Below are 18,803 nucleotides of genomic sequence, written 5' to 3'. Positions count from 1 at the left end.
CCTTACCAGGCCAGACTGTCGTCAAAGTCCACCAGCGTGGGGTCCAGCGGTGCCTCGTTCAGTACGACGGTCATGTATTTGTTGACGGTGTTCCGCATATCCCGGCGGGAGATGGTACGGCAGTCCTCCAGGTCGTGCTCCAGGAATATGAAGTGGAAGCCCAGGTCACGGGCCTGCTCCTCCATGAGAGCGTGGACGCCGTTCATGCCCTTACAGGCCACATTGTCATTGAAGATGACCATGTCGCAGTTGAACTTGCTGGCCCACTCCCACACAGCGTTGACATTGTCCCAGCCGCCAACGGCATGATGCCGCATGACGCCCTTCTCGGAGAACAGGGCCAGGTCCTGAATGGCCTGTTCCGGGTCGGTGGTGGAGATCATGTTGTGGCCCATGGTAGAGTCCATATTCAGCACGATATTGATGCCCCAGCAGTTCTGGACCCAGGTGGGGAAATCGGTGTAATACACCGCGGAGGGGCCCCACAGGAACGCCCGGTGGCGGGTAGTTCCGTCGAAAGGCTCATGCTTCCGTTCGTAAGCCTCCAGCATGAGCTTCAGCACCTTGCGGTCGTTTTTAGTGAACTGGTCCTCCTGGCCGTTGACAGAGGCCCAGGAGTATAACCGATACAGACTCTCGGCAATGCCGCAGAGGGCGGAGTAAGGCGTCTTGAACAGCTCCCATTTCTCCAACTCGATGCGGTTCTGCTCGTTCATGTGCTCAGCGCGGGTGAACAGGGCCTCCCAGTCGTACTTGACGCCGTAGTTCTCCTGAATAAAGGCGATGGCATCCCGCAGGATCTGGGTGGAGTAGGGGTGCGCGCCGGGCTCGTTGTGGATCATGGCCATGGTAACGGGGAAATCCGGCAGACCAAAGCGGCGGCGCTGGAACATGGAGGTGGCCTCGCTGGCGTTGCAGGGCATATTGGTGGTCAGAACAGCGCGGCCCACAATGGGGAAATCGTCGTCGATGGCAACGCCGGTCTCCGCCGAGCAGCGGGAGCAGACGTCGGCGGCCAGGCCGAAGGACTCGGCCACATCGATGTAGTAGGGCTCCAGGTGTTGGTCGATGTCACAGATGATGAACTCCGGCAGTGTTTGGATGGGGATGGGAATCAGGCCGGGGAAGCCGGTCATAAACAGGGGCGGCATGACCTCGTCCATGGGAACGATGTTGTCGCTGTCCCTTCCGCCGCCCAGACGCTTGTCGTTGGCCAGGACCAGGGCGATCTTTTTCGTGAGGCTGCTGACGATACAGTGCATATTCATGTGGGCGATCTTCAGCTCGTCCTCCCGGTAGCCCTCAAACAGCCGGTCAATAAAGGCGAAGGTGCCCAGATAGGAGCCCATCCAACGGTACTCCCAGAAGCCCTTGAGGATCGGCACCGGGGCGGAGGCCACCATTTTGCCCATGGCCAGCAGGTTGTTCAGCCAGGCGGTGTAGTCCACAAAGGTATCCTTCACACCGCGCCACTCCCGGTGGCGGGCGATACCGGTCTTATCCTCATAGCGGCTGCGAAGACCGCCCTTGCCGTTAGCTGCCTGCCACTTGGGGTCAAAGCGTTCCAGCTTTTTATCGATCACGCCGATGACGGCATTGGTCCACTGCTTCAGTACCATGGTCACACCTCCTTATGGCCCAGTTTTTTGATCTCCAGACTCTCGACAAAGGCCTGGAAGCGGGTACGCAGCTGACCGACGCTGCCCAGGGTGTACTCCTTCTCGATGGTGCAGCAGGGGATGCCCATCTCCTGCTGAAGCACGTGGCTGGCCAGCACCTTTTCATAGCTCCAGAACTCGCAGAACTTCATGCTCTCGTAGATGATCCCGTCGGCGCCGTAGTCCTCCGCCAGACGGCGCAGCTCACTGTGCCGCTGGTCGATCTTGGCGCCGTCCATAAACCGGACGCACTGGTTGTGGTGCAGATAGTGCCGACACACCGCGTCGAAGGCCGTCTCGCCGCCGTGGATCTCGATCTCCTCTCGGCCTGGGAAGGTGCCGAAGCAATAGCGATCTGCCACCACCATGGCACCGCAGCTCTCCAGCAGCTTGGTAAATTCCGGGTCGTCGATCTCGCTTCCGGCCAGCACGACACGGGCACGGAAGGGGAATTCCGCCTCCGGCCGGCGTGTTTTCAGCTCCGCCAGCGTCTCCTCCAGATACGGCAAAATCAGGTCATGGGGACAGACCTGACTCACCAGGACGATGACGTGGTATTCATAGCCGGTGATGACCGGGTTTTCCGCCTTACGGAGGTCGCCGATCTCCGTGATGACCCGACAGAGACGGTTGTGCTTTTCAATGGCGGCACGAATCGCATCGTCGGAGGTGTCCACGCCGAAGCTGTCGCGCAGGGCATCCAGCACCTTTGCTTTCAGCTGGGCTTTGTAGTAATCCAGGCTGGTCCTGTCACCTTTCATGGGTGGGTCGATGATGGTGGTGATGAAGCGGTCGTTCTTCACCGGCTTCAGCAGGGTAAAATGCTCCTCCATGCGCTCCATGGCGGCGCAGCCCTCCGCACCGAACAGAGCGTTCAGATAGTTGAAGCCGCCCTCGATGGCCCGTTCCAGGATACAGCGGACATAGGGACAGTTGCGGTTTGTCATGTAGTAGGACGCGATCTCTGCGGTGCCGCTGTTGGGGGCCCGAAGGCGGCTGGAAAAGCAGCCTGGCAAATTCAGCAGCACTTCGGGTATATAGTAGCAGTTATATCCCAGAGCCAGCTGGCCCTCCGCCGCGGCGCGCTGGACCAACTCGTTGTTGGCCTGCTGCAAAAGGTCCTCAAACCAGATCAGGTGCTTCAAGTCTTTCATGGGCAAAACTCCTTCTCAATGGGGACTTCTCCCCGGATTTGGGTCGTGGGTCTTGCTGGTTCACACACTATTTATAGTTTAGCATTTTTCAACTATTTTTGCAACTATTTGCGCCGTATTTTTTGTCGTTTTGGAAAAAGAATGACCGCCTCACGGCGGTCATTCTTTTTCTGATGATCTACTGCCACAGGGAGCAGAGCAGGTCGGTGTAGGCGGTGGGATCGTCGATGGGCAGACCGGCGATCAGCTGTGCCTGGTTGTAGAAGACCTGGGCGAACTTTTTGGCTTTCTCCGGGTCGGTGAGCCGGGTCTTTTCGAAGGTCAGGAAGGCGGGGTGATCCACGTTGATCTCCAGAATACGCTTGGCCTTGAGCCCCAACTCCGGCTGGGCAGCCGTGAAGTACTTTTCCATCTCGAAGGTAACGCCCTCACCACTGGAAAGGCAGACCGGGTGGGTCTTCAGGCGAGCGGAGGCCTTGACCTCACTCACCTGACCGCCCAGGGCCTCCTTGATAAAGGCAAAGGCCTCCTTGTACTGCTGCTCGTCCTGTTCCTGCTTCTCGGCCTCGCCGGGCAGGTCCAGATCGCCGTCGGTGGCGGAACGGAAGGGCTTATCCTTATAGGATCTCAGGATATCGGACAGAAACTCGTCGGCTTTGTCGGTAAAGTAGAGTATCTCCATGCCCCGGTCCTTCAGCAGTTCCGTCTGGGGAATGTGGTCCACAGCGTCCACCGTGTCGCCGGAGGCAAAGTAGATGTACTTCTGGCCCTCCTGCATACGGGAGACGTACTCGTCCAGCGTCACCAGCTTTTTCTCGGTGGAGGAATAGAACAGCATCAGATCCTGAAGCATATCCTTCTTCTCGCCGTAGTTGTCCATGGCACTGAGCTTGATCTGGCGGCCGAAGGACTGCCAGAAGGACTCATATTTCTCGCGTTCGTCCCGCAGCAGACGCTCCAGCTCGGCCTTGACCTTTTTTTCCAGGTTGGCGCCGATGAGCTTCAGCTGGCGGTCGTGCTGCAAAAGCTCACGGGAGATGTTCAGGTTCAGATCCGGGGACTCCACCACACCGCGGACAAAGTTGAAGCACTCGGGCAGCAGCTCCTTGCACTTGTCCATGATCATCACGCCGGCGGAGTACAGCTGCAGCCCGCCCTCGAACTCCTCGGAGTAGTAGCGCAGGGGCGCCTTCTCTGGTATAAACAGCAGAGCCTTATAGGTCACGGCGCCCTCGGCTGAGACGGTGATGACACTCAACGGCGGCTGGCTGTCCGCAAAGCGCTGCTGATAGAACTCGTCGTACTCCTCCTTCTTGACGTCGGCCTTCTTCCGCTGCCACAGGGGCACCATGCTGTTCAGCGTCTCCCACTCGAACTTCTCCTCGTACTCGGGGTTCTCCTGGGTGCTGCCCTCCTTCAGCTCCGGATGGGGCATGCGCATACGGATGGGGAAACGGATATAGTCGGAATACTTCTTCACCAGCTTGTACAGGGGATACTCCCGCAGGTACTGGCTGTATTCGTCCTTTTCCTCCTCGGTGTCGGGCTTGATGTGCATGATGATATCGGTGCCCACCGTATCCTTCTCGCAGGGCTCAATGGTATAGCCATCCACGCCAGTGGACTGCCACTTCCAGGCCTGGTCCTCGCCGTATTTCTTCGTGATGACGGTGATCTCGTCGGCCACCATGAAAGCGGAGTAGAAGCCCACGCCGAACTGGCCGATGATGTCGGTATCGGCGCTCTCGTCACCCTCCACCTCCTGGCGGAACTTCAGACTGCCGGATGAGGCGATGACGCCCAGGTTGTTCTCCAGCTCCTCCTGACTCATGCCGATGCCGTTGTCGCTGACGGTCAGCAGGCGGCGCTCCTTATCAATGGACAGCTTGATCTCAAACTGATCCCGGTTCAAGCCCACCTTGTCGTCCGTCAGGCTCAGGTAGCACAGCTTGTCGATAGCGTCGGAGGCGTTAGAGATGATCTCCCGCAGGAATATCTCCTTGTGGGTATAGATGGAATTGATCATCAGGTCCAGCAGGCGTTTGCTCTCCGCTTTGAATGCCTTTTTCTTCATACTTGCTCAGATCTCCTTTGCTCTCCCCCGCCCTTCCCTGCGCGGTGCGTGGAAACGCGGGGCTTTGTTTAAGGGAGATGCGCCCCGGCGCATCTCCCTGTGGTATACGCGTTTCGCTTACGCGAATTTTTTGCGGCTGATGAGCCAGCCCACGCAGGACAGCAGCGCCACCGCGCCGGACACGATCATCACGACCTTGCACACCGGTGGAATGAACTTCTGCACCTTTTTGCCCACGCCGCAGGCCGCCTTGCCCAGCAGGTCCTTCACAGCCCTGCCCACGGCGGACACCGCCGCGCCGGCAGCCTGCAATACGATGTGCGCCAGCTTCTTCGCCAGCTTTGCAGCAGTGGCCAGCGTCTTTTTGGCGATACCGCCCGCCATGTGTAAAAACTTCCTCATGGTCAGCCCTCCTTCGTTTTATACCAGTCGATGATCGGTGTCAGGTTCTCCGCGCTGACGGCGCTGGCACCCTTGGTCGCCATGTCGTAGGTCAGCTGCTGGGCGGGGCTGAGACTGGCCTTCCCCGCCAGCGTTTTGCGGATCTCTTTGCACTTCAGCTGCATGATCCACTTATAGGGTCCGTGCAGCTTGTTGATATCGAAGCCGCCCTGCAGGGTGAATACCGGCACCTCCGCCGGAATGCCCATCTTGGCCCGGACCTTCTCGGCCCCGGCCTGGCTGGCGGGACCCATGCCCACGGCGCAGACGGCGCGGATATCAAATTCTTTGGCCGCTTTCGCATATCCCTGGACCTTGCCGGCCATGAGCCAGCCCAGGTAAATGACCGCCCTGCCCGGATGGGGATCGGCGCCCCACTTGGCGTCGGTCACGGGCAGATCCAGCGCGGCACCCAGCAGGCGGGCGTACTGCGCCGTGTAGCCGGAATTGGATGTGTAGACGATGCCGGAAATCATAGTCTTCCTCCCTCTCTGTCACTCACGTTTAGTATAGTCCCCCGCCCTGCCGCTGTCAATGCCGCAGGGCGGTATTCAGACATTCTGCCGCCGGTGTCCGGAGCGCTACCGCATAAAGCGGTCGATGGCATCGTTCAGCGCCTGGATGGCCTCCTGGTCACCGGCCTCCACCGCATCCACGATGCAGTGGCTGATGTGATCCTTGAGAATGGCGCGGCCCGTGCCGTTCAGCGCGGAGATCACCGCGCTGAGCTGCACCAGCACCTCGGCGCAGTCCTCACCGCGCTCCACCATCTTCCGCACGGCATCCAGATGGCCCTGTGCCCGGCTGAGCCGGTTCAGCACGGCTTTGGTCTGGGCATGGGAATGGTGGTGGCCGTGGCTGTGCTCATAGACCCGGCCGTTCTCGTCCACATGGGTGTGGGTATGGTTGTGTTCGCTCAAGGGTATCGCCTCACTTGTTATACTCGTATCGGGGCTTGTCCATATCGTACTTCTGCTTCAGCGGATCGCGGCGCTCCATGCGGTCGTAATGGCGGCACAGGAACGGCTCCACACCGTAGAACAGCGCCTTGCCGTCCAGGTCGAAGAAGAACACGGCGAACAGTGCGGCGTAGACGCCCAATCCGATCAGGACGACCTTTTTCAAAATCTTGAATACAGTTTTCATGTTCTCTTCCTCCTCTTACCAGCTCATAGAATCGTCGAACTCCAGCAAAGACGGATCCAGCGGCTCCTCCTGCATGACGGTGGTCATGTAGTCGTTGATGATGCTGCGGATCTCGGCCCGGGAGACATTACGCTTGTCGGGCAGGGCATGGGGCATCCAGATGGCGTGGATATTGCGGGCGCGGAACTCATCCTCGAACAGGCCGTGGACGCCCTGCATACCCTTGCACAGCAGCTGGTCGTACATCATGACCATGTCGCAGTGGAAGCGCTCCATGTTCTCCCACAGCTCGAAGATGTGGTGCATACCACCCACAGCCATGCGGCGCATCGGCGCCCACTCGTGGTAGGTCGCCATGTCCTCCAGGGTGTGCTCGTAGCCGTCGGTGCGGAGGGTCATGTCGAACATCAGGGAGTCCATGTTCATGATGGTGTTCAGGCCCCAGCAGTTATAGGCCCAGGTGCACCAGTTGGAATAGTACAGCGGCGCACAGGACCAGGCAATGACGCGGTGGCGGGTCAGCGGGAAGTTGTTGATGCGCTGCTCCACGCACTTCTCCATGATCTTGCGGACCTTCTTGTCCGTCTCGTGCCAGATGGGCAGATCGCCGTACTGAGACTGGTAAATACGGTACAGCGCCTGGGACACGCCGTTGATGGGATAATAATTGGTGTTGGCCGCCACATCCCACTTCTCCCACTCGAAGCGCTGGAGCTCGTTCTGGCTCTCCAGCTTCTTACACAGCTGCTGGTAGTCGAAGGGAACGCCGGTCTGCTCCTCGATGAACTTCCACGCCTCCTCGATCTCCTTCATGCAGTGCTTGTGGACCAGCGGATCGTCGAACTGCATGGGCTGGGGCATGGCGAACAGGGGCTTGTCGATGAGCCAGTCCTGAATGATGGACGTGGCCACGGAGCCGTCGCAGGCCTCGTTGGAGGTGATGACCGCCTTGTAGTAGTCGGGCACATCATCCAGCACGAACAGTCCGGCCTCGGCCTGACACATGGGGCAGGGGTCGCCGGGCAGGCCCAGGGACTGCACCGCGTCGATGTAGTTGAGGACCGTGTGGTTGTTCACATGGCAGGTGACGAAATAGGGGATCATCTGCAGGGGGACGTTCTCCACTTCCTTGCTGAAGGGATAGAAAATGCCGCCCCACACCGTCTCGTCGTGGGCGATGGTCTTGTCGTGCCGCGCCTGGACCTTCTTATTCCCCTTGTTGGTGTTCAGGTCGTTGCGGAACATCTGCATGAACTGGTAGATAGTGGCGTTGGTCATGGCCCGATAGTGCAGCGGACAGGCGCGCAGCGCCTCACCCCGCAGGCCCTCCATGCCGCGGTCGAACCAGTGGAGCACGGGCAGATAGGTCTGGCCCATCCAGCGATAGCGCCAGCAGCCCTTGGCAAAGGTCCAGATGCCGCCGTAGCGCATCACATCGTAGACCAGCATACCGTAGTTGTACAGCCACACCTTGTTGAAATAGTAGAAGGTGTCCTTCACACCGCGCCACTCGCGGTGCTTGTACAATCCGGTCTTGTCGCAGTACAGGTCGCCCAGGCGGCGCTCGCCGTGGGGTTTGCCGTACCAGAAATCCTTAGCCAGCTTTTTATAATCCGTGGTCTTGACCTTCTCCACCACGTTTTTCAGATCAAATTTCTTCATCTCTTCACGCCCTCCTGGATCTTCTTGATCTCCACGCTCTCAATGAACGCCTGGAACCGGGTACGCAGCTGGCCGCTGGCCGCGTTGATATACTCCTTCTCGATGGAACAGACAGGATAGCCGAAGTCGCGCTGGAGAACGACGGTATCGATGACACGCTCATAGCTCCAGTACTCGCAGAACTTGTTGGAGGCCACGATGATGCCGTCCGCCTTGTACGCCTTTGCCAGGTCGGCGATGTGCTGCTTGCGCTGGCGCATCTCATGCTGCTCCATAAAGCGGGTGCACTGGCTGGTGAGCAGATAGTGGCGGGCGATGGCACGCAGCGGCGTCTCCCCTTCCCGGATCTCGATGGGCAGACGGGACTCCATGCCGCCGTAGCAGTAGCGGTCCGCCACCACCAGGGCGCCACAGCTTTCGATAAGCTTGGTAAAGTCCGGGTCGTCGTTCTCGCTGCCGGCCAGCAGGACCTTGCAGCGGTACTGGGGTCTGGCGTCCGGCTCACGGGTCTTCAGCTCCTCCAGCGTCTCGCGGAGCTTGTCGATGATCAGGTACTTGGGACAGGCCAGGGTCACCAGGTTGATGACATGGTACTCATAGCCGGTGATGGTGGGCACGTCCAGCTTGCGGTGATCGCCGATAGCCTGCATAATACGGCAGAGCTCGTTGTGGCTCTCGATGGTCTGGCGCAGGGCCTCGTCAGAGGTGTCCACGCCGTAATTGTCATGGAGGAAATCCAGGACGTGGGCCTTGATCTGTGCCTCGTAATGGTCAATACTGTTTTCCGTCTTTTTGAACGGGACATCCATGAACTCGCACTTGAAGCGCTCATTCTGGATGATATCCATACGCTGGAGGTGCTCCTGAAAACGGCAGGTCACGGTGCAGGTCTCGGTAGCCAGCTGGGCATCCAGGAAATTGAAGCCGCCCTCCAGGGCACGCTCAAGAAGGCTGCGGCCGTAGTGACAGGTGCGGGAAGACATATAATAGGTCGCCATATCAGGGGATGTGCAGCGGGGGGCGCGCAGGCGCACAGAGAAGCAGCCGGGCAGGTCCAGCAGCACCTCCGGCATGAAATAGCAGGTGTAGCCTAAAGCCAGTTTTCCGTCACTTTTCGCCTGCTTCACCAGGTCGTTATTGGCCTCTTGCAGCAGGTTCTCAAAGTAAATCAGATGTTTAAGGTCCCTCATCTCTCGTCCTCCTTGCTGCGCGGAACGCGCAGTATTATCCAGTAAAATTATACATAATTGCAGAAAATTTGTCAATGAAATTGTGTTGTTTGCACAGATTTCGGACACTTTCAGGAGATATGTCTGTTATCGTCGGTTTTTTGACGATTTGGGGAGGAAAATTGACTTTTCAGTGCCGCCGTGGTAGAATGAGCACAGAAAAAAACGGAGGTGCGGATATGTGTACGATTGACGAGAAAGCGGCCGTACATTCGGCCGATCATGCCGGTGCAGACGCGCCGCACACACACGCCCATACCCATCAGCACGGGCACGATCACGGGCATACGCATGAGCACCACTCGCCGGAGGAGACGGTGGCGCTGCTGGCGTACATGGTGACGCATAACCAGCACCACGCCGAGGAACTGCACGAGCTGGCCCACAGCGTAGAGGGCGAGGCCGCGCAGCTGCTGCACGAGGCAGTGGTGGACCTGACCGTGGGCAACGAGAAGCTGGCGGAGGCCCTGCGGATCCTGAAAGGAGAGGAATAAACGATGTGTCTTTCCACAGTATGGACGGCGGAACGGCAGCCGGTGTGCAAAAACGTGGCGTCCGTGACACAGAAGGACGGGCAGCTGGTGTTCACCGATATCATGGGTATCCCCACGGTGGTAAATGGGCAGATCGAGAAGATCGACCTGATGGAGAACGAGATCATTATCAAGAAAGCGACCGCCTGATGGCGGCCGCTTTTCTGTCTGCCGGCGGAGCAAAAAAGAAAGCCCTTACGGGCTTTCTTTTTTGTTGACTTAGTGCCGCTTTTTGCCGGCCCACGCCATGCCGGTCACGGACAGCAGAGCCGTCACGGCATAGATGCCCACGCCCGCGTCAAAGGTCTTGGGCGAGTCGGTCTTGGTGTCGGTCGTAGTGGGGGAGTAGTAGTAATAGGAGTTGGCGGACCAGACCGCGGTGAGACGATTTGTGTCACCCAACGGTCCATTCCAATTCTTGATCTGCTGGCTGGAGTATACTTCGGTGGAACCATTCATTTTCCAGCCCTTAAACGTATAACCGGAACGCGTCAAGGTACCTCTGCCACCCTGTCGGTTGGTTTCATTATAACAAAGATTTCCTATTTGACAAGGGTTTTTTGCAATAATTCTGGCATGGAAAATGAAAAATGACCGGGATACCCGGTCATTTTTCACTTTATCTGCGGACGACCTCGCGGCCGTCGGACCAGACGGAGACGATGTTGTGGCGGTGGGTCATGTAGATGGCGCGCTCGAAGCGCTCCTCCACATTCAGGGGATGGGCGGCCTCGGGGAAGTCGCCGTCGTCGATGACCACGGCGTGGAGCTTATCTCCCACGGCGAAGCCCTCCCCTGCCCCGAAATACTTGTGGCCAGAGGTGGTGCCCAGGTAATAGCCCTCGGCCACGGTCAGGAATTCGGGGTGCTGCTCGTCGGTGACACGGCGGGCCTTGGAGGTACGGATGGACATGGTGATGACCTTGTACATGGGCAGTTGGGCGCCGCCGGCGATATCGCTGCCCAGGGTGACCCACAGGCCCTCGTTGACCATGCGGCGGACGGGGCAAATACCGGAGCAGATATTCACGTTGGAGTCGCCGCAGTGGACCACCACCACACCGGCGTCACGAATGGCGGCGCGCTCGCGCTCGTCGGACCAGACGCAGTGGGCCATGAGTGTGTGGTCCTTCCAAAGGCCGTACTTGTCGTATGTCTCCCAATACTGGCTGCACTCGGGGTGCAGCTCCTTCACCCAGGCGATCTCGTTGGTGCTCTCGGACAGGTGGGACTGGACGTACAGCCCCCGCTCGTTGGCCAGCTTTCCCAGCTGGGTCATCAGCCCGTCGGTGCAGCTGGGAGTAAAGCGGGGCGTGAGGATGGGCTTGATGTGCTCAAAACGGCAGTTCTCCAGCCAGCGCAGAGTCTCGGCCACGGACTCCTCCGTGGTCTCCTGCAGCTTGCCGGGCAGGCCGTTGCGGTCCATGTTGACCTTGCCCACATAGCCGGTGACGCCGGCGCGCTCCAGCTCGTCCATGAGGACGAGGGTAGCGTCGGTGTGGAGGGAAGAGAACATACAGACGCGGGTAGTGCCGTTGGTGATCAGGTCTGTAGCCAGCCGACGGTAGACACGGCGGGCGTAGTCCAAATCAGCGAACCGCGCCTCGGTGGGGAACGTGTAGGTGTTGAGCCAGTCCAGCAGCGGCAGGTCCATCCCCATGCCCAGCATGGGGTACTGGGGCGCATGGAGATGCATATCCGCGAAGGACTGCATGATGATGCGGTCGCCGAAGTCGCGGACCTCCGCGCCCTCCAGATGGGCGGGCAGATCGGGATAAAGGCCGGTAATGACGCCGTCCTCCAGCACCAGGCAGCCGTGCTCGAGAATGTCCAGGCGGCCCATGGCGGGCGCATGGACGATATTGCCGCGTAAGACCTGTGTCATGGTGAGATACCTCCTGCAAGCAAAATAAAAATGGATGCTCCGATGTCGTGCATCGAAACACCCATAGCAGAGCCGTCGGCGGCTCCGTAGAAACGCCCGCGCCATTCTCGCGGGGCTATATGAGCTGTATTATGGAAGCTATTGTACCACATTCCTGATGGATTGGCAAGAGAAAATCCCCCGGCAAATGCAGGGCATTTGCCGGGGGATGCTGCATCTTACTCCACGGTGACGCCGCGCTTCTTGAACTCCTCGACCATCAGATCCAGGTCGGGCTCGATGTGAATGGGCTCGCCGGCGGACTTGATGGCGTTGGCCACGTCCTTCAGGCCGTTGCCGGTGACCACGGACACCACGGTGGCGTCGTGGGGAATCAGGCCCTCATCGCAGGCCTTCTTCAGCGCCGCGGCACCGGTGACACCGGCGGGTTCGCCGAACACGCCGCAGGTACGGCCCAGCAGGCGCTGGGCGGCCAGGATCTCCTCGTCGGAGACGTTGACGGCGATGCCGTTGGACTCGCGGATGGCCATGAGGGCCTTATCGGCATTGCGGGGCACGCCTACGGAGATGGAGTCGGCGATGGTGTTCTCCTCCATGGGCTCCCAGGGCTTGTCCTCCTGGATGGCGCGGTTGATGGGGTAGCAGCCCAGGGACTGGGCGGAGATCAGGCGGGGCAGCTTGTCGATGAAGCCGATGGCGTACAGGTCTTTAAAGCCCTTCCACACACCGGCGATCGTGCAGCCGTCGCCCACGGAGATGGCCAGGTAGTCGGGCATCTCCCAGTTCAGCTGCTCGGCGATCTCCAGCGCCACGGTCTTTTTGCCCTCGGAGAGGTAGGGGTTGATGGCGGCGTTGCGGTTGTACCAGCCGTACTTGTCAATGGCGGCGGCGGACATCTTGAAGGTGTCCTCATAGTTGCCCTTGACGGAGATGACGTTGGCGCCGAAGATCATCAGCTGGGCCACCTTGCCCTTGGGGGCGCGCTCGGGGACGAAGATATAGGTCTTGATACCCGCGGCGGCGGCGTTGCCGGCCAGGGAGCTGGCGGCGTTGCCGGTAGAGGAGCAGGCGATGGTCTTGGCGCCGGCCTCCATGGCCTTGGCCACGGCCATGGCACTGGCACGATCCTTCAGGGATGCGGTGGGGTTCTGGCCGTCGTCCTTGACCCATAGACGCTTGATGCCCAGCAGCTCCGCCAGCTTCGGCTCCTCGTACAGGGGGCTCCAACCCACGCGCAGCGGCGTGTCGGGCGTGGTCTCCTCCACAGGCAGCAGCTCACGGTAGCGCCACATGGAACGGTTCTCGCGCTTGGCCAGCTTCTCCTTGGTCAGCACAGACTTGATGTAGTCGTAGTCATAGACGATATCCAGGATACCGCCGCATTCGCAGTTGGTCAGGTCGGGAACGGCGTCGTAGGTCTTGCCGCAGCGGACACATTTGCCGTATTTTACGTTTTTCATGGTGGTTCTCCTTAATCGGAATAATATTCATCCTCCGCCCACTTCGCGGGGTTGTCGTCGATGTATTGCCATGCACGGAGGCAGTCCGCATCATTGCGGATGACATGGTCATAATAGGAACGCTGCCAGAGGGAAACGCCCGCCTTCTTATTGGTAAATCGTTTCCATGTCGAAACAAAAGCCGGCAATTTTGCATTCGTAGGGGTCGGCGTCCTCGACGACCCGCCGTGTGCAGCCACGGTGATGATAAAATGCACATGATTGGGCATGACCACATATTTATCAATGGAAATATCCCCGTAAAAATCATTCATTTTCAGCAGCGTCTGCTCCGCGATAATTCCGTGATCCGAAAGGCAGACGTGTGGGGCGTCGAGGACGCCGCCCCCTACAACACGTCCAAGAATGTGCTTCTTCCCCGCAGTGCAGATCGTTATAAAATACACGCCGGCCTGCGAATAATCATATGCCGGCAGCCGAAGCGATTTTCGTTCCTGCATATCTGCCTTCCAAACAAACAGGGCGGGGCTTTCGCCCCGCCCTGAGGCGTTGTTGCGGTGTTTTCTTACAGCGCCTTCAGCAGGCCGGTGGCCTCGTTGAACTCATTGATCAGCTCGTCCAGCTCCTTGGCCTGTGCGTGGACGGCGTCCCAGGTGTTCTTGGTATCGTACCACTGGGCGTTCAGGTCCTCCACGTTCATCTGCTGCTGCTCCACCCAGGTGTAGTACTTCAGGTTGTGGACACGCTTGCGCTCGGTGTAGGTCAGCTCCAGCATGGAGTCGGTCTTCAGGCCCAGCATGTGCAGGTTGTGGTCCAGAGACGCCTCATGTGCGTTGTACGCGCCATACATCTGATTCAGCTCCTCCACGCGGGACTGGTACATCACGGCGGAGTCGGTCAGCACGGTGCCCACCACGTCGTTCTCGGTCAGCTCGTAGTACTTGGCCATCTTGATGCAGCACAGGACGTTGGCGATACCGGAGATGCCCAGCCAGGTCATCTTCTGGACTTCCTCGTCGGACATACCCAGCTCGTCCTTCATGTACTTCTGGCCCTCGGGGGTGTTGAACAGGCGCAGCAGGCGCTGGCTGTCCTCGTCGTCGATGGCGATGGCCATATCGGTGTTCTTCACGTTGTGGATCCAGGGGATGTGCTTGTCGCCGATACCCTCGATGCGGTGGCCGCCGAAGCCGTTATCCAGGATGGTGGGGCACTGCAGGGCCTCGCCCACGGCCAGCTTCAGGTGGGGATAGCGCTCCTTCAGCAGATCACCGGCGGACATGGTGCCGGCGGAGCCGGAGGTAAAGCAGGCGCCGGCGAAGTTCTGGCCGGGCTTCTTGATGGCCTCGAACAGGTCGGCCAGGGCGTAGCCGGTGACGTTGTAGTGCCACAGGGGATTGCCCATCTCGGCGAACTGGTTGAAGATCATCATGGTGGGATCCTGCTTCAGCTCCCAGGTCTTGTCGAAGATCTCCTTCACGTTGGACTCGCAGCCGGGGGTGGCGATGATCTGACCGGCGATGGACTTCAGCCAGTCAAAACGCTCCTTGGACATATCCTGGGGCAGGATGGCCACGGACTCGCAGGCCAGCAGCTTGGAGTTGAAGGCGCCGCCGCGGCAGTAGTTGCCGGTGGAGGGCCACACGGCGTGGTGATAGGTGGCATCGAACTGACCGGTCACCAGGCGGGGAGCCAGGCAGCCGAAGGAGGCACCGACCTTGTGGCAGCCGGTGGGGAACCACTTGCCGGACATGGCAACGATGCGGCAGGGCACGCCGGAGAGCTTGCTGGGGATCTCCACATAGTTGGGGACCGCCTGGAACAGACCGCCGGACTCCTTGGCCTCGTTGTGCCAGGAAATGCGGAACAGGTTGACGGGATCCACATCCCACAGACCGGTGTGGCTCAGCTTGGCCTTGATCTTCTCGGGGATCAGGTCGGGGTTCTGCATCTGGGCGATGGTGGGGATGATGACGTTGTTCTCCTTGGCCTTCTGGATGTTATGCGCCAGACCGACTTTGTTGATGGACAGATCGATTTTACCCATGTTTCTTTTCCTCCTGTTGTTTGTTCGCATCGATATAGGAATATAAGGTGTATTTGGAAATACCGAAGTATTTTGCCACTTTGTCGCCGGACTTGGTGACCAGGAACGCGCCCGCATCGCTGAGGAAGCGGATGGCCCGGATCTTGTCGTCCTTGTTCATCAGGGCCGCAGGCTTGCCCACCAGCGCCACGGACTGCTGGATCAGCTCGTCCAGCACATCGTTGACGTTGATGATCTTCTCCGGCTCGGACTGCTCCCGGTCGCGGGTGAGCATGAACTCGCCCAGCTCCTGGTGCATCATCATGATGTTGGTGATGTCATAGTTGATGGAAAATATGGCCGTGACCGCGCCGCGGCTGTTGCGGATATACAGGGACGAGGATTTCAGTATCTTCCCGCCCGGCGTCCGCGTCAGGTAGCACAGATGGTCCTGGGGCTGCTCGTTCTGATGCTCCAGCTGCTCCATGACGACCCTGGATGCACCGTCGCCGATCTTCCGGCCGGACACGTGCCCGTTTTCGATGTGTACGATGGTGTGCTCCGGGTGGCTGCTGGCCACATCGTGGATGACCACCTCGCACTTGTCGCCGAACTGCGCCGCGATGCCCGCGGCGATCTGCTTCAGCGATTCTAATCGTTTCGCCTCCATAACACCCTCCTTTTCCGCTTTTCTCCTCTTACATAATACCACACCTCCCACAAAAAGCAACGGTTTTTTCTGAAAAACTTTTTGATTTCCTAAATTTTTGTTTGACATCCGGCCGCCATGTGCTATGATAGGAGATGGTAAAAACCGTTTACCCGTTTTTAACACAGAATTTGATAAAATTTTTGCGGAGGTACATTATGGATTTTGCTGCCATCAGAAACGCCGCCGAGGCGTACAAACCCGCTATGGTCAAGTTCCTGCGGGACATGATCGCCATCCCTTCCGAGTCTTGTGAGGAAGAGGGCGTCGTCAAGCGCATCGCCGAGGAGCTGAAGGCCCTGGGCTATGACAAGGTGGAGTTCGACAAGCTGGGCAACGTCATCGGCTGGATGGGCGAGGGCGACAAGATCATCGCCATCGACAGCCACATCGATACTGTTGGCATCGGCAATATCGAAAACTGGGAAGCCGACCCCTACAAGGGCTATGAGACCGATGACATCATCTACGGCCGCGGCGGTTCCGACCAGGAGGGCGGCATGGCCGCCGCCGCCTACGGCGTGAAGATCATGAAGGATCTGGACCTGCTGCCCAAGGGCTACAAGATGATGGTCGTGGGCTCCGTGCAGGAGGAGGACTGCGACGGTATGTGCTGGCAGTCCATCGTCAATGAGTACTTCAACGGTCCTGAGGACGCCCGCAGCAAGATCGAATTCGTTATCTCCACCGAGCCTACCGACGGCGGCATCTACCGCGGCCACCGCGGCCGTATGGAGATCCGCGTGGATATGCACGGCGTGTCCTGCCACGGTTCCGCCCCCGAGCGCGGCGACAACGCCATCCACAAGATGGCCGAGGTCATCCTGAACGTCCGTGACCTGAACGAGAACCCCGCCGACGGCTCCACCGAGATCAACGGCCTGGTGAAGATGCTGGATCCCAAGTTCAACCCCGAGCACTATGAGGACGCCCGCTTCCTGGGCCGCGGCACCTGCACCACCAGCCAGATCTTCTACACCTCCCCCTCCCGCTGCGCTGTGGCCGACAGCTGCGCCATCTCCATCGACCGCCGCATGACCGCCGGCGAGACCTATCAGTCCTGCCTGAAGGAGATCGAGGACCTGCCCGCCTGCAAGAAGTATGCCAAGGACGTGAAGGTGTCCATGTATATGTATGACCGTCCCGCATGGACCGGCCATGTATATGAGACTGAGTGCTTCTTCCCCACCTGGATCAACAAGGAGACTGCTCCTCACGTCCAGGCCCTGGTGGACGCCCACCACAACCTGTGGGGCGACAAGCGTTTGATGCCCACCGAGCTGGCTGCCTCCAAGCGCGAGGGCCGTCCCCTGACCGACAAGTGGACGTTCTCCACCAACGGCGTGTCCATCCAGGGCCGCTACGGCATCCCCTGCGTGGGCTTCGGCCCCGGTGCCGAGTCCCAGGCGCACGCTCCCAACGAGGTGACCTTCAAGCAGGACCTGGTGACCTGCGCCGCCCTGTACGCCGCCGTTCCCGGCCTGTACAAGCCCGAGAACAAGGACGGCTCCGCCACCAGCTTCCGCCAGGAGCTGACCGGCAACGACATCAAGTAATCGATCATACGCCATATACGCTATATTAAACATACAAGGAGAACGATCAAAATGAGCAAGACTGTTGAACTGGCACGCCATCTGTCTACCCTGAACATCAACAATATGTACAAGACTGATTTCTATTGGACTTGGGACAAGACCGATGATGAGATCGACGCCATCTTCACCGTGGCCGACGCCCTGCGCGACCTGCGCGAGCGCAACAAGAGCACCCGCGTGTTCGATTCCGGCCTGGGCATCTCCATCTTCCGCGACAACTCCACCCGTACCCGCTTCTCCTTCGCCTCCGCCTGCAACCTGCTGGGCCTGGAGGTCCAGGACCTGGATGAGAAGAAGTCCCAGATCGCCCACGGCGAGACCGTCCGTGAGACCGCGAACATGGTGTCCTTCATGGCCGACGTCATCGGCATCCGCGATGATATGTTCATCGGCGAGGGCCACAAGTATCAGAAGACCTTTATGGACGCCGTGAAGGAAGGCTACCGCGACGGTATCCTGGAGCAGCAGCCCACCCTGGTGAACCTGCAGTGCGACGTGGACCATCCCACCCAGTGCATGGCCGATATGCTGCACGTCATCCACTACTTCGGCGGCGTGGAGAACCTGAAGGGCAAGAAGGTCGCTATGACCTGGGCCTATTCTCCCTCCTACGGCAAGCCCCTGTCCGTGCCCCAGGGCGTGATCGGCCTGTTCACCCGCTTCGGCATGGACGTGACCCTGGCCCATCCCGAGGGCTATGACGTGATGCCCGAGGTGGAAGAGGTCGCCCGCAAGAACTGCGAGAAGTACGGCTCCAAGTTCCACAAGACCAACAGCATGGCCGAGGCCTTCAAGGATGCCGATATCGTGTATCCTAAGAGCTGGGCTTCCTATGCCGCCATGGAAGAGCGCACCAAGCTGTACGCCGCCGGCGACAAGGAGGGCATTGACGCACTGGAGAAGCGCCTGCTGGCCCAGAACGCCCAGCACAAGGATTGGGCCTGCACCGAAGAGATGATGAAGCTCACCAAGGACGGCAAGGCCCTGTACCTGCATTGCCTGCCCGCCGACATCACCGGTCTGAGCTGCGCCGAGGGCGAGGTAGACAACTCCGTGTTCGACCGCTACATCGTGCCTCTGTACAAGCAGGCCTCCTACAAGCCCTATATCATCGCCGCCATGATCTTCATGGCCCAGGTGAAGGATCCCGTCAAGGCCCTGATGGAGCTGGACGAGACCAAGGACACCCGCAAGAAGTTCTAAATAATCGACCCGATAGCGGGAGGGG

19 protein-coding genes and 1 riboswitch are annotated in these 18,803 nt (G+C 59.3%); of the genes, 4 read left to right on the top strand and 15 right to left on the bottom strand.

Going from position 1 to position 18,803, the window contains the following annotated elements; genetic code table 11:
• Positions 1-2 precede the first annotated feature (2 nt).
• The 9 genes from ACOMDU_RS11900 to ACOMDU_RS11860 form a co-directional block, all read right to left on the bottom strand.
• Entirely contained in the window at positions 3-1,619 is a 1,617-nt protein-coding gene (locus ACOMDU_RS11900) for a 2-hydroxyacyl-CoA dehydratase family protein (protein WP_421130513.1), read from the bottom strand.
• Between the two features lie 2 nt (positions 1,620-1,621).
• Positions 1,622-2,812 carry a 2-hydroxyacyl-CoA dehydratase family protein gene (locus ACOMDU_RS11895; protein WP_421130512.1) on the bottom strand — a complete coding sequence of 397 codons (1,191 nt, stop codon included), beginning with the start codon at positions 2,810-2,812 and terminating at the stop codon, positions 1,622-1,624.
• A 178-nt stretch (positions 2,813-2,990) separates the two neighbouring features.
• Complete coding sequence (gene htpG / locus ACOMDU_RS11890) at positions 2,991-4,886, bottom strand: molecular chaperone HtpG (RefSeq protein ID WP_421130511.1); 1,896 nt, start codon at positions 4,884-4,886, stop codon at positions 2,991-2,993.
• Between the two features lie 117 nt (positions 4,887-5,003).
• Positions 5,004-5,288, bottom strand: coding sequence for a hypothetical protein (locus ACOMDU_RS11885; RefSeq protein WP_421130510.1), 285 nt, complete (start codon positions 5,286-5,288; stop codon positions 5,004-5,006).
• A gap of 2 nt (positions 5,289-5,290) precedes the next feature.
• Positions 5,291-5,803, bottom strand: coding sequence for a hypothetical protein (locus ACOMDU_RS11880; protein ID WP_421130509.1), 513 nt, complete (start codon positions 5,801-5,803; stop codon positions 5,291-5,293).
• A 105-nt stretch (positions 5,804-5,908) separates the two neighbouring features.
• The gene (locus tag ACOMDU_RS11875; protein ID WP_421130508.1) at positions 5,909-6,247 is read right to left on the bottom strand and encodes a metal-sensing transcriptional repressor; all 339 of its coding nucleotides are present in this window, start codon (positions 6,245-6,247) and stop codon (positions 5,909-5,911) included.
• Positions 6,248-6,257: 10 nt separating this feature from the next.
• Positions 6,258-6,473 carry a hypothetical protein gene (locus ACOMDU_RS11870; RefSeq protein ID WP_421130507.1) on the bottom strand — a complete coding sequence of 72 codons (216 nt, stop codon included), beginning with the start codon at positions 6,471-6,473 and terminating at the stop codon, positions 6,258-6,260.
• A 15-nt stretch (positions 6,474-6,488) separates the two neighbouring features.
• Positions 6,489-8,135, bottom strand: coding sequence for a 2-hydroxyacyl-CoA dehydratase family protein (locus tag ACOMDU_RS11865; RefSeq protein WP_421130506.1), 1,647 nt, complete (start codon positions 8,133-8,135; stop codon positions 6,489-6,491).
• Positions 8,132-9,325 carry a 2-hydroxyacyl-CoA dehydratase family protein gene (locus tag ACOMDU_RS11860; RefSeq protein ID WP_421130505.1) on the bottom strand — a complete coding sequence of 398 codons (1,194 nt, stop codon included), beginning with the start codon at positions 9,323-9,325 and terminating at the stop codon, positions 8,132-8,134. Before ACOMDU_RS11860 ends, ACOMDU_RS11865 begins: the two co-directional genes overlap by 4 nt.
• Before the next feature lie 218 nt (positions 9,326-9,543).
• On the opposite strand from ACOMDU_RS11860, the gene ACOMDU_RS11855 reads away from it, so the two are divergent.
• Complete coding sequence (locus tag ACOMDU_RS11855; RefSeq protein ID WP_421130504.1) at positions 9,544-9,858, top strand: DUF8180 domain-containing protein; 315 nt, start codon at positions 9,544-9,546, stop codon at positions 9,856-9,858.
• A 3-nt stretch (positions 9,859-9,861) separates the two neighbouring features.
• Entirely contained in the window at positions 9,862-10,047 is a 186-nt protein-coding gene (locus tag ACOMDU_RS11850; RefSeq protein ID WP_421130503.1) for a CooT family nickel-binding protein, read from the top strand.
• 69 nt (positions 10,048-10,116) lie between these two features.
• On the opposite strand, the gene ACOMDU_RS11845 is transcribed toward ACOMDU_RS11850, so the two are convergent.
• The 6 genes from ACOMDU_RS11845 to ACOMDU_RS11820 form a co-directional block, all read right to left on the bottom strand.
• A complete protein-coding gene (locus ACOMDU_RS11845; RefSeq protein WP_421130502.1) occupies positions 10,117-10,392 on the bottom strand; it encodes a hypothetical protein in 276 nt (91 codons plus the stop codon).
• 124 nt (positions 10,393-10,516) lie between these two features.
• Positions 10,517-11,782 carry an amidohydrolase family protein gene (locus ACOMDU_RS11840; protein ID WP_421130501.1) on the bottom strand — a complete coding sequence of 422 codons (1,266 nt, stop codon included), beginning with the start codon at positions 11,780-11,782 and terminating at the stop codon, positions 10,517-10,519.
• 44 nt (positions 11,783-11,826) lie between these two features.
• A riboswitch (purine riboswitch) is annotated at positions 11,827-11,925 on the bottom strand.
• Positions 11,926-12,000: 75 nt separating this feature from the next.
• On the bottom strand, positions 12,001-13,242 hold the full coding sequence (locus ACOMDU_RS11835) for a threonine synthase (RefSeq protein WP_421130500.1): 1,242 nt from the start codon (positions 13,240-13,242) through the stop codon (positions 12,001-12,003).
• 11 nt (positions 13,243-13,253) lie between these two features.
• The gene (locus ACOMDU_RS11830; RefSeq protein ID WP_421130499.1) at positions 13,254-13,742 is read right to left on the bottom strand and encodes a transposase; all 489 of its coding nucleotides are present in this window, start codon (positions 13,740-13,742) and stop codon (positions 13,254-13,256) included.
• Between the two features lie 65 nt (positions 13,743-13,807).
• Positions 13,808-15,289, bottom strand: a complete 1,482-nt coding sequence (locus ACOMDU_RS11825) for a pyridoxal-5-phosphate-dependent protein subunit beta (protein ID WP_421130498.1) — start codon at positions 15,287-15,289, stop codon at positions 13,808-13,810.
• Entirely contained in the window at positions 15,282-15,938 is a 657-nt protein-coding gene (locus ACOMDU_RS11820; RefSeq protein WP_421130497.1) for a helix-turn-helix transcriptional regulator, read from the bottom strand. Before ACOMDU_RS11820 ends, ACOMDU_RS11825 begins: the two co-directional genes overlap by 8 nt.
• A gap of 197 nt (positions 15,939-16,135) precedes the next feature.
• On the opposite strand from ACOMDU_RS11820, the gene ACOMDU_RS11815 reads away from it, so the two are divergent.
• Together ACOMDU_RS11815 and ygeW are read left to right on the top strand one after the other, a co-directional pair.
• Positions 16,136-17,533: a YgeY family selenium metabolism-linked hydrolase gene (locus ACOMDU_RS11815; protein ID WP_321045597.1), complete on the top strand. Its 1,398-nt coding sequence runs from the start codon at positions 16,136-16,138 to the stop codon at positions 17,531-17,533.
• A 51-nt stretch (positions 17,534-17,584) separates the two neighbouring features.
• Complete coding sequence (gene ygeW / locus ACOMDU_RS11810; RefSeq protein ID WP_321045596.1) at positions 17,585-18,778, top strand: knotted carbamoyltransferase YgeW; 1,194 nt, start codon at positions 17,585-17,587, stop codon at positions 18,776-18,778.
• Positions 18,779-18,803 lie beyond the last annotated feature (25 nt).

The organism is Vescimonas sanitatis (assembly GCF_049060325.1).
Classification (GTDB): Bacteria; Bacillota; Clostridia; order Oscillospirales; family Oscillospiraceae; genus Vescimonas; species Vescimonas sanitatis.
This window is presented reverse-complemented; position numbering and strand designations above follow the sequence as displayed.

Excerpts from the sequence above, each read along its gene's own strand:
- ACOMDU_RS11815 (WP_321045597.1), top strand. The coding sequence starts at position 16,136 with ATGGATTTTGCTGCCATCAGAAACGCCGCCGAGGCGTACAAACCCGCT.
- ACOMDU_RS11840 (WP_421130501.1), bottom strand. The coding sequence starts at position 11,782 with ATGACACAGGTCTTACGCGGCAATATCGTCCATGCGCCCGCCATGGGC.
- ACOMDU_RS11830 (WP_421130499.1), bottom strand. The coding sequence starts at position 13,742 with ATGCAGGAACGAAAATCGCTTCGGCTGCCGGCATATGATTATTCGCAG.
- ACOMDU_RS11895 (WP_421130512.1), bottom strand. The coding sequence starts at position 2,812 with ATGAAAGACTTGAAGCACCTGATCTGGTTTGAGGACCTTTTGCAGCAG.
- ACOMDU_RS11825 (WP_421130498.1), bottom strand. The coding sequence starts at position 15,289 with ATGGGTAAAATCGATCTGTCCATCAACAAAGTCGGTCTGGCGCATAAC.
- htpG (WP_421130511.1), bottom strand. The coding sequence starts at position 4,886 with ATGAAGAAAAAGGCATTCAAAGCGGAGAGCAAACGCCTGCTGGACCTG.
- ACOMDU_RS11835 (WP_421130500.1), bottom strand. The coding sequence starts at position 13,242 with ATGAAAAACGTAAAATACGGCAAATGTGTCCGCTGCGGCAAGACCTAC.
- ACOMDU_RS11880 (WP_421130509.1), bottom strand. The coding sequence starts at position 5,803 with ATGATTTCCGGCATCGTCTACACATCCAATTCCGGCTACACGGCGCAG.
- ACOMDU_RS11900 (WP_421130513.1), bottom strand. The coding sequence starts at position 1,619 with ATGGTACTGAAGCAGTGGACCAATGCCGTCATCGGCGTGATCGATAAA.
- ACOMDU_RS11820 (WP_421130497.1), bottom strand. The coding sequence starts at position 15,938 with ATGGAGGCGAAACGATTAGAATCGCTGAAGCAGATCGCCGCGGGCATC.
- ACOMDU_RS11850 (WP_421130503.1), top strand. The coding sequence starts at position 9,862 with ATGTGTCTTTCCACAGTATGGACGGCGGAACGGCAGCCGGTGTGCAAA.
- ACOMDU_RS11885 (WP_421130510.1), bottom strand. The coding sequence starts at position 5,288 with ATGAGGAAGTTTTTACACATGGCGGGCGGTATCGCCAAAAAGACGCTG.
- ACOMDU_RS11865 (WP_421130506.1), bottom strand. The coding sequence starts at position 8,135 with ATGAAGAAATTTGATCTGAAAAACGTGGTGGAGAAGGTCAAGACCACG.
- ygeW (WP_321045596.1), top strand. The coding sequence starts at position 17,585 with ATGAGCAAGACTGTTGAACTGGCACGCCATCTGTCTACCCTGAACATC.
- ACOMDU_RS11870 (WP_421130507.1), bottom strand. The coding sequence starts at position 6,473 with ATGAAAACTGTATTCAAGATTTTGAAAAAGGTCGTCCTGATCGGATTG.
- ACOMDU_RS11860 (WP_421130505.1), bottom strand. The coding sequence starts at position 9,325 with ATGAGGGACCTTAAACATCTGATTTACTTTGAGAACCTGCTGCAAGAG.
- ACOMDU_RS11855 (WP_421130504.1), top strand. The coding sequence starts at position 9,544 with ATGTGTACGATTGACGAGAAAGCGGCCGTACATTCGGCCGATCATGCC.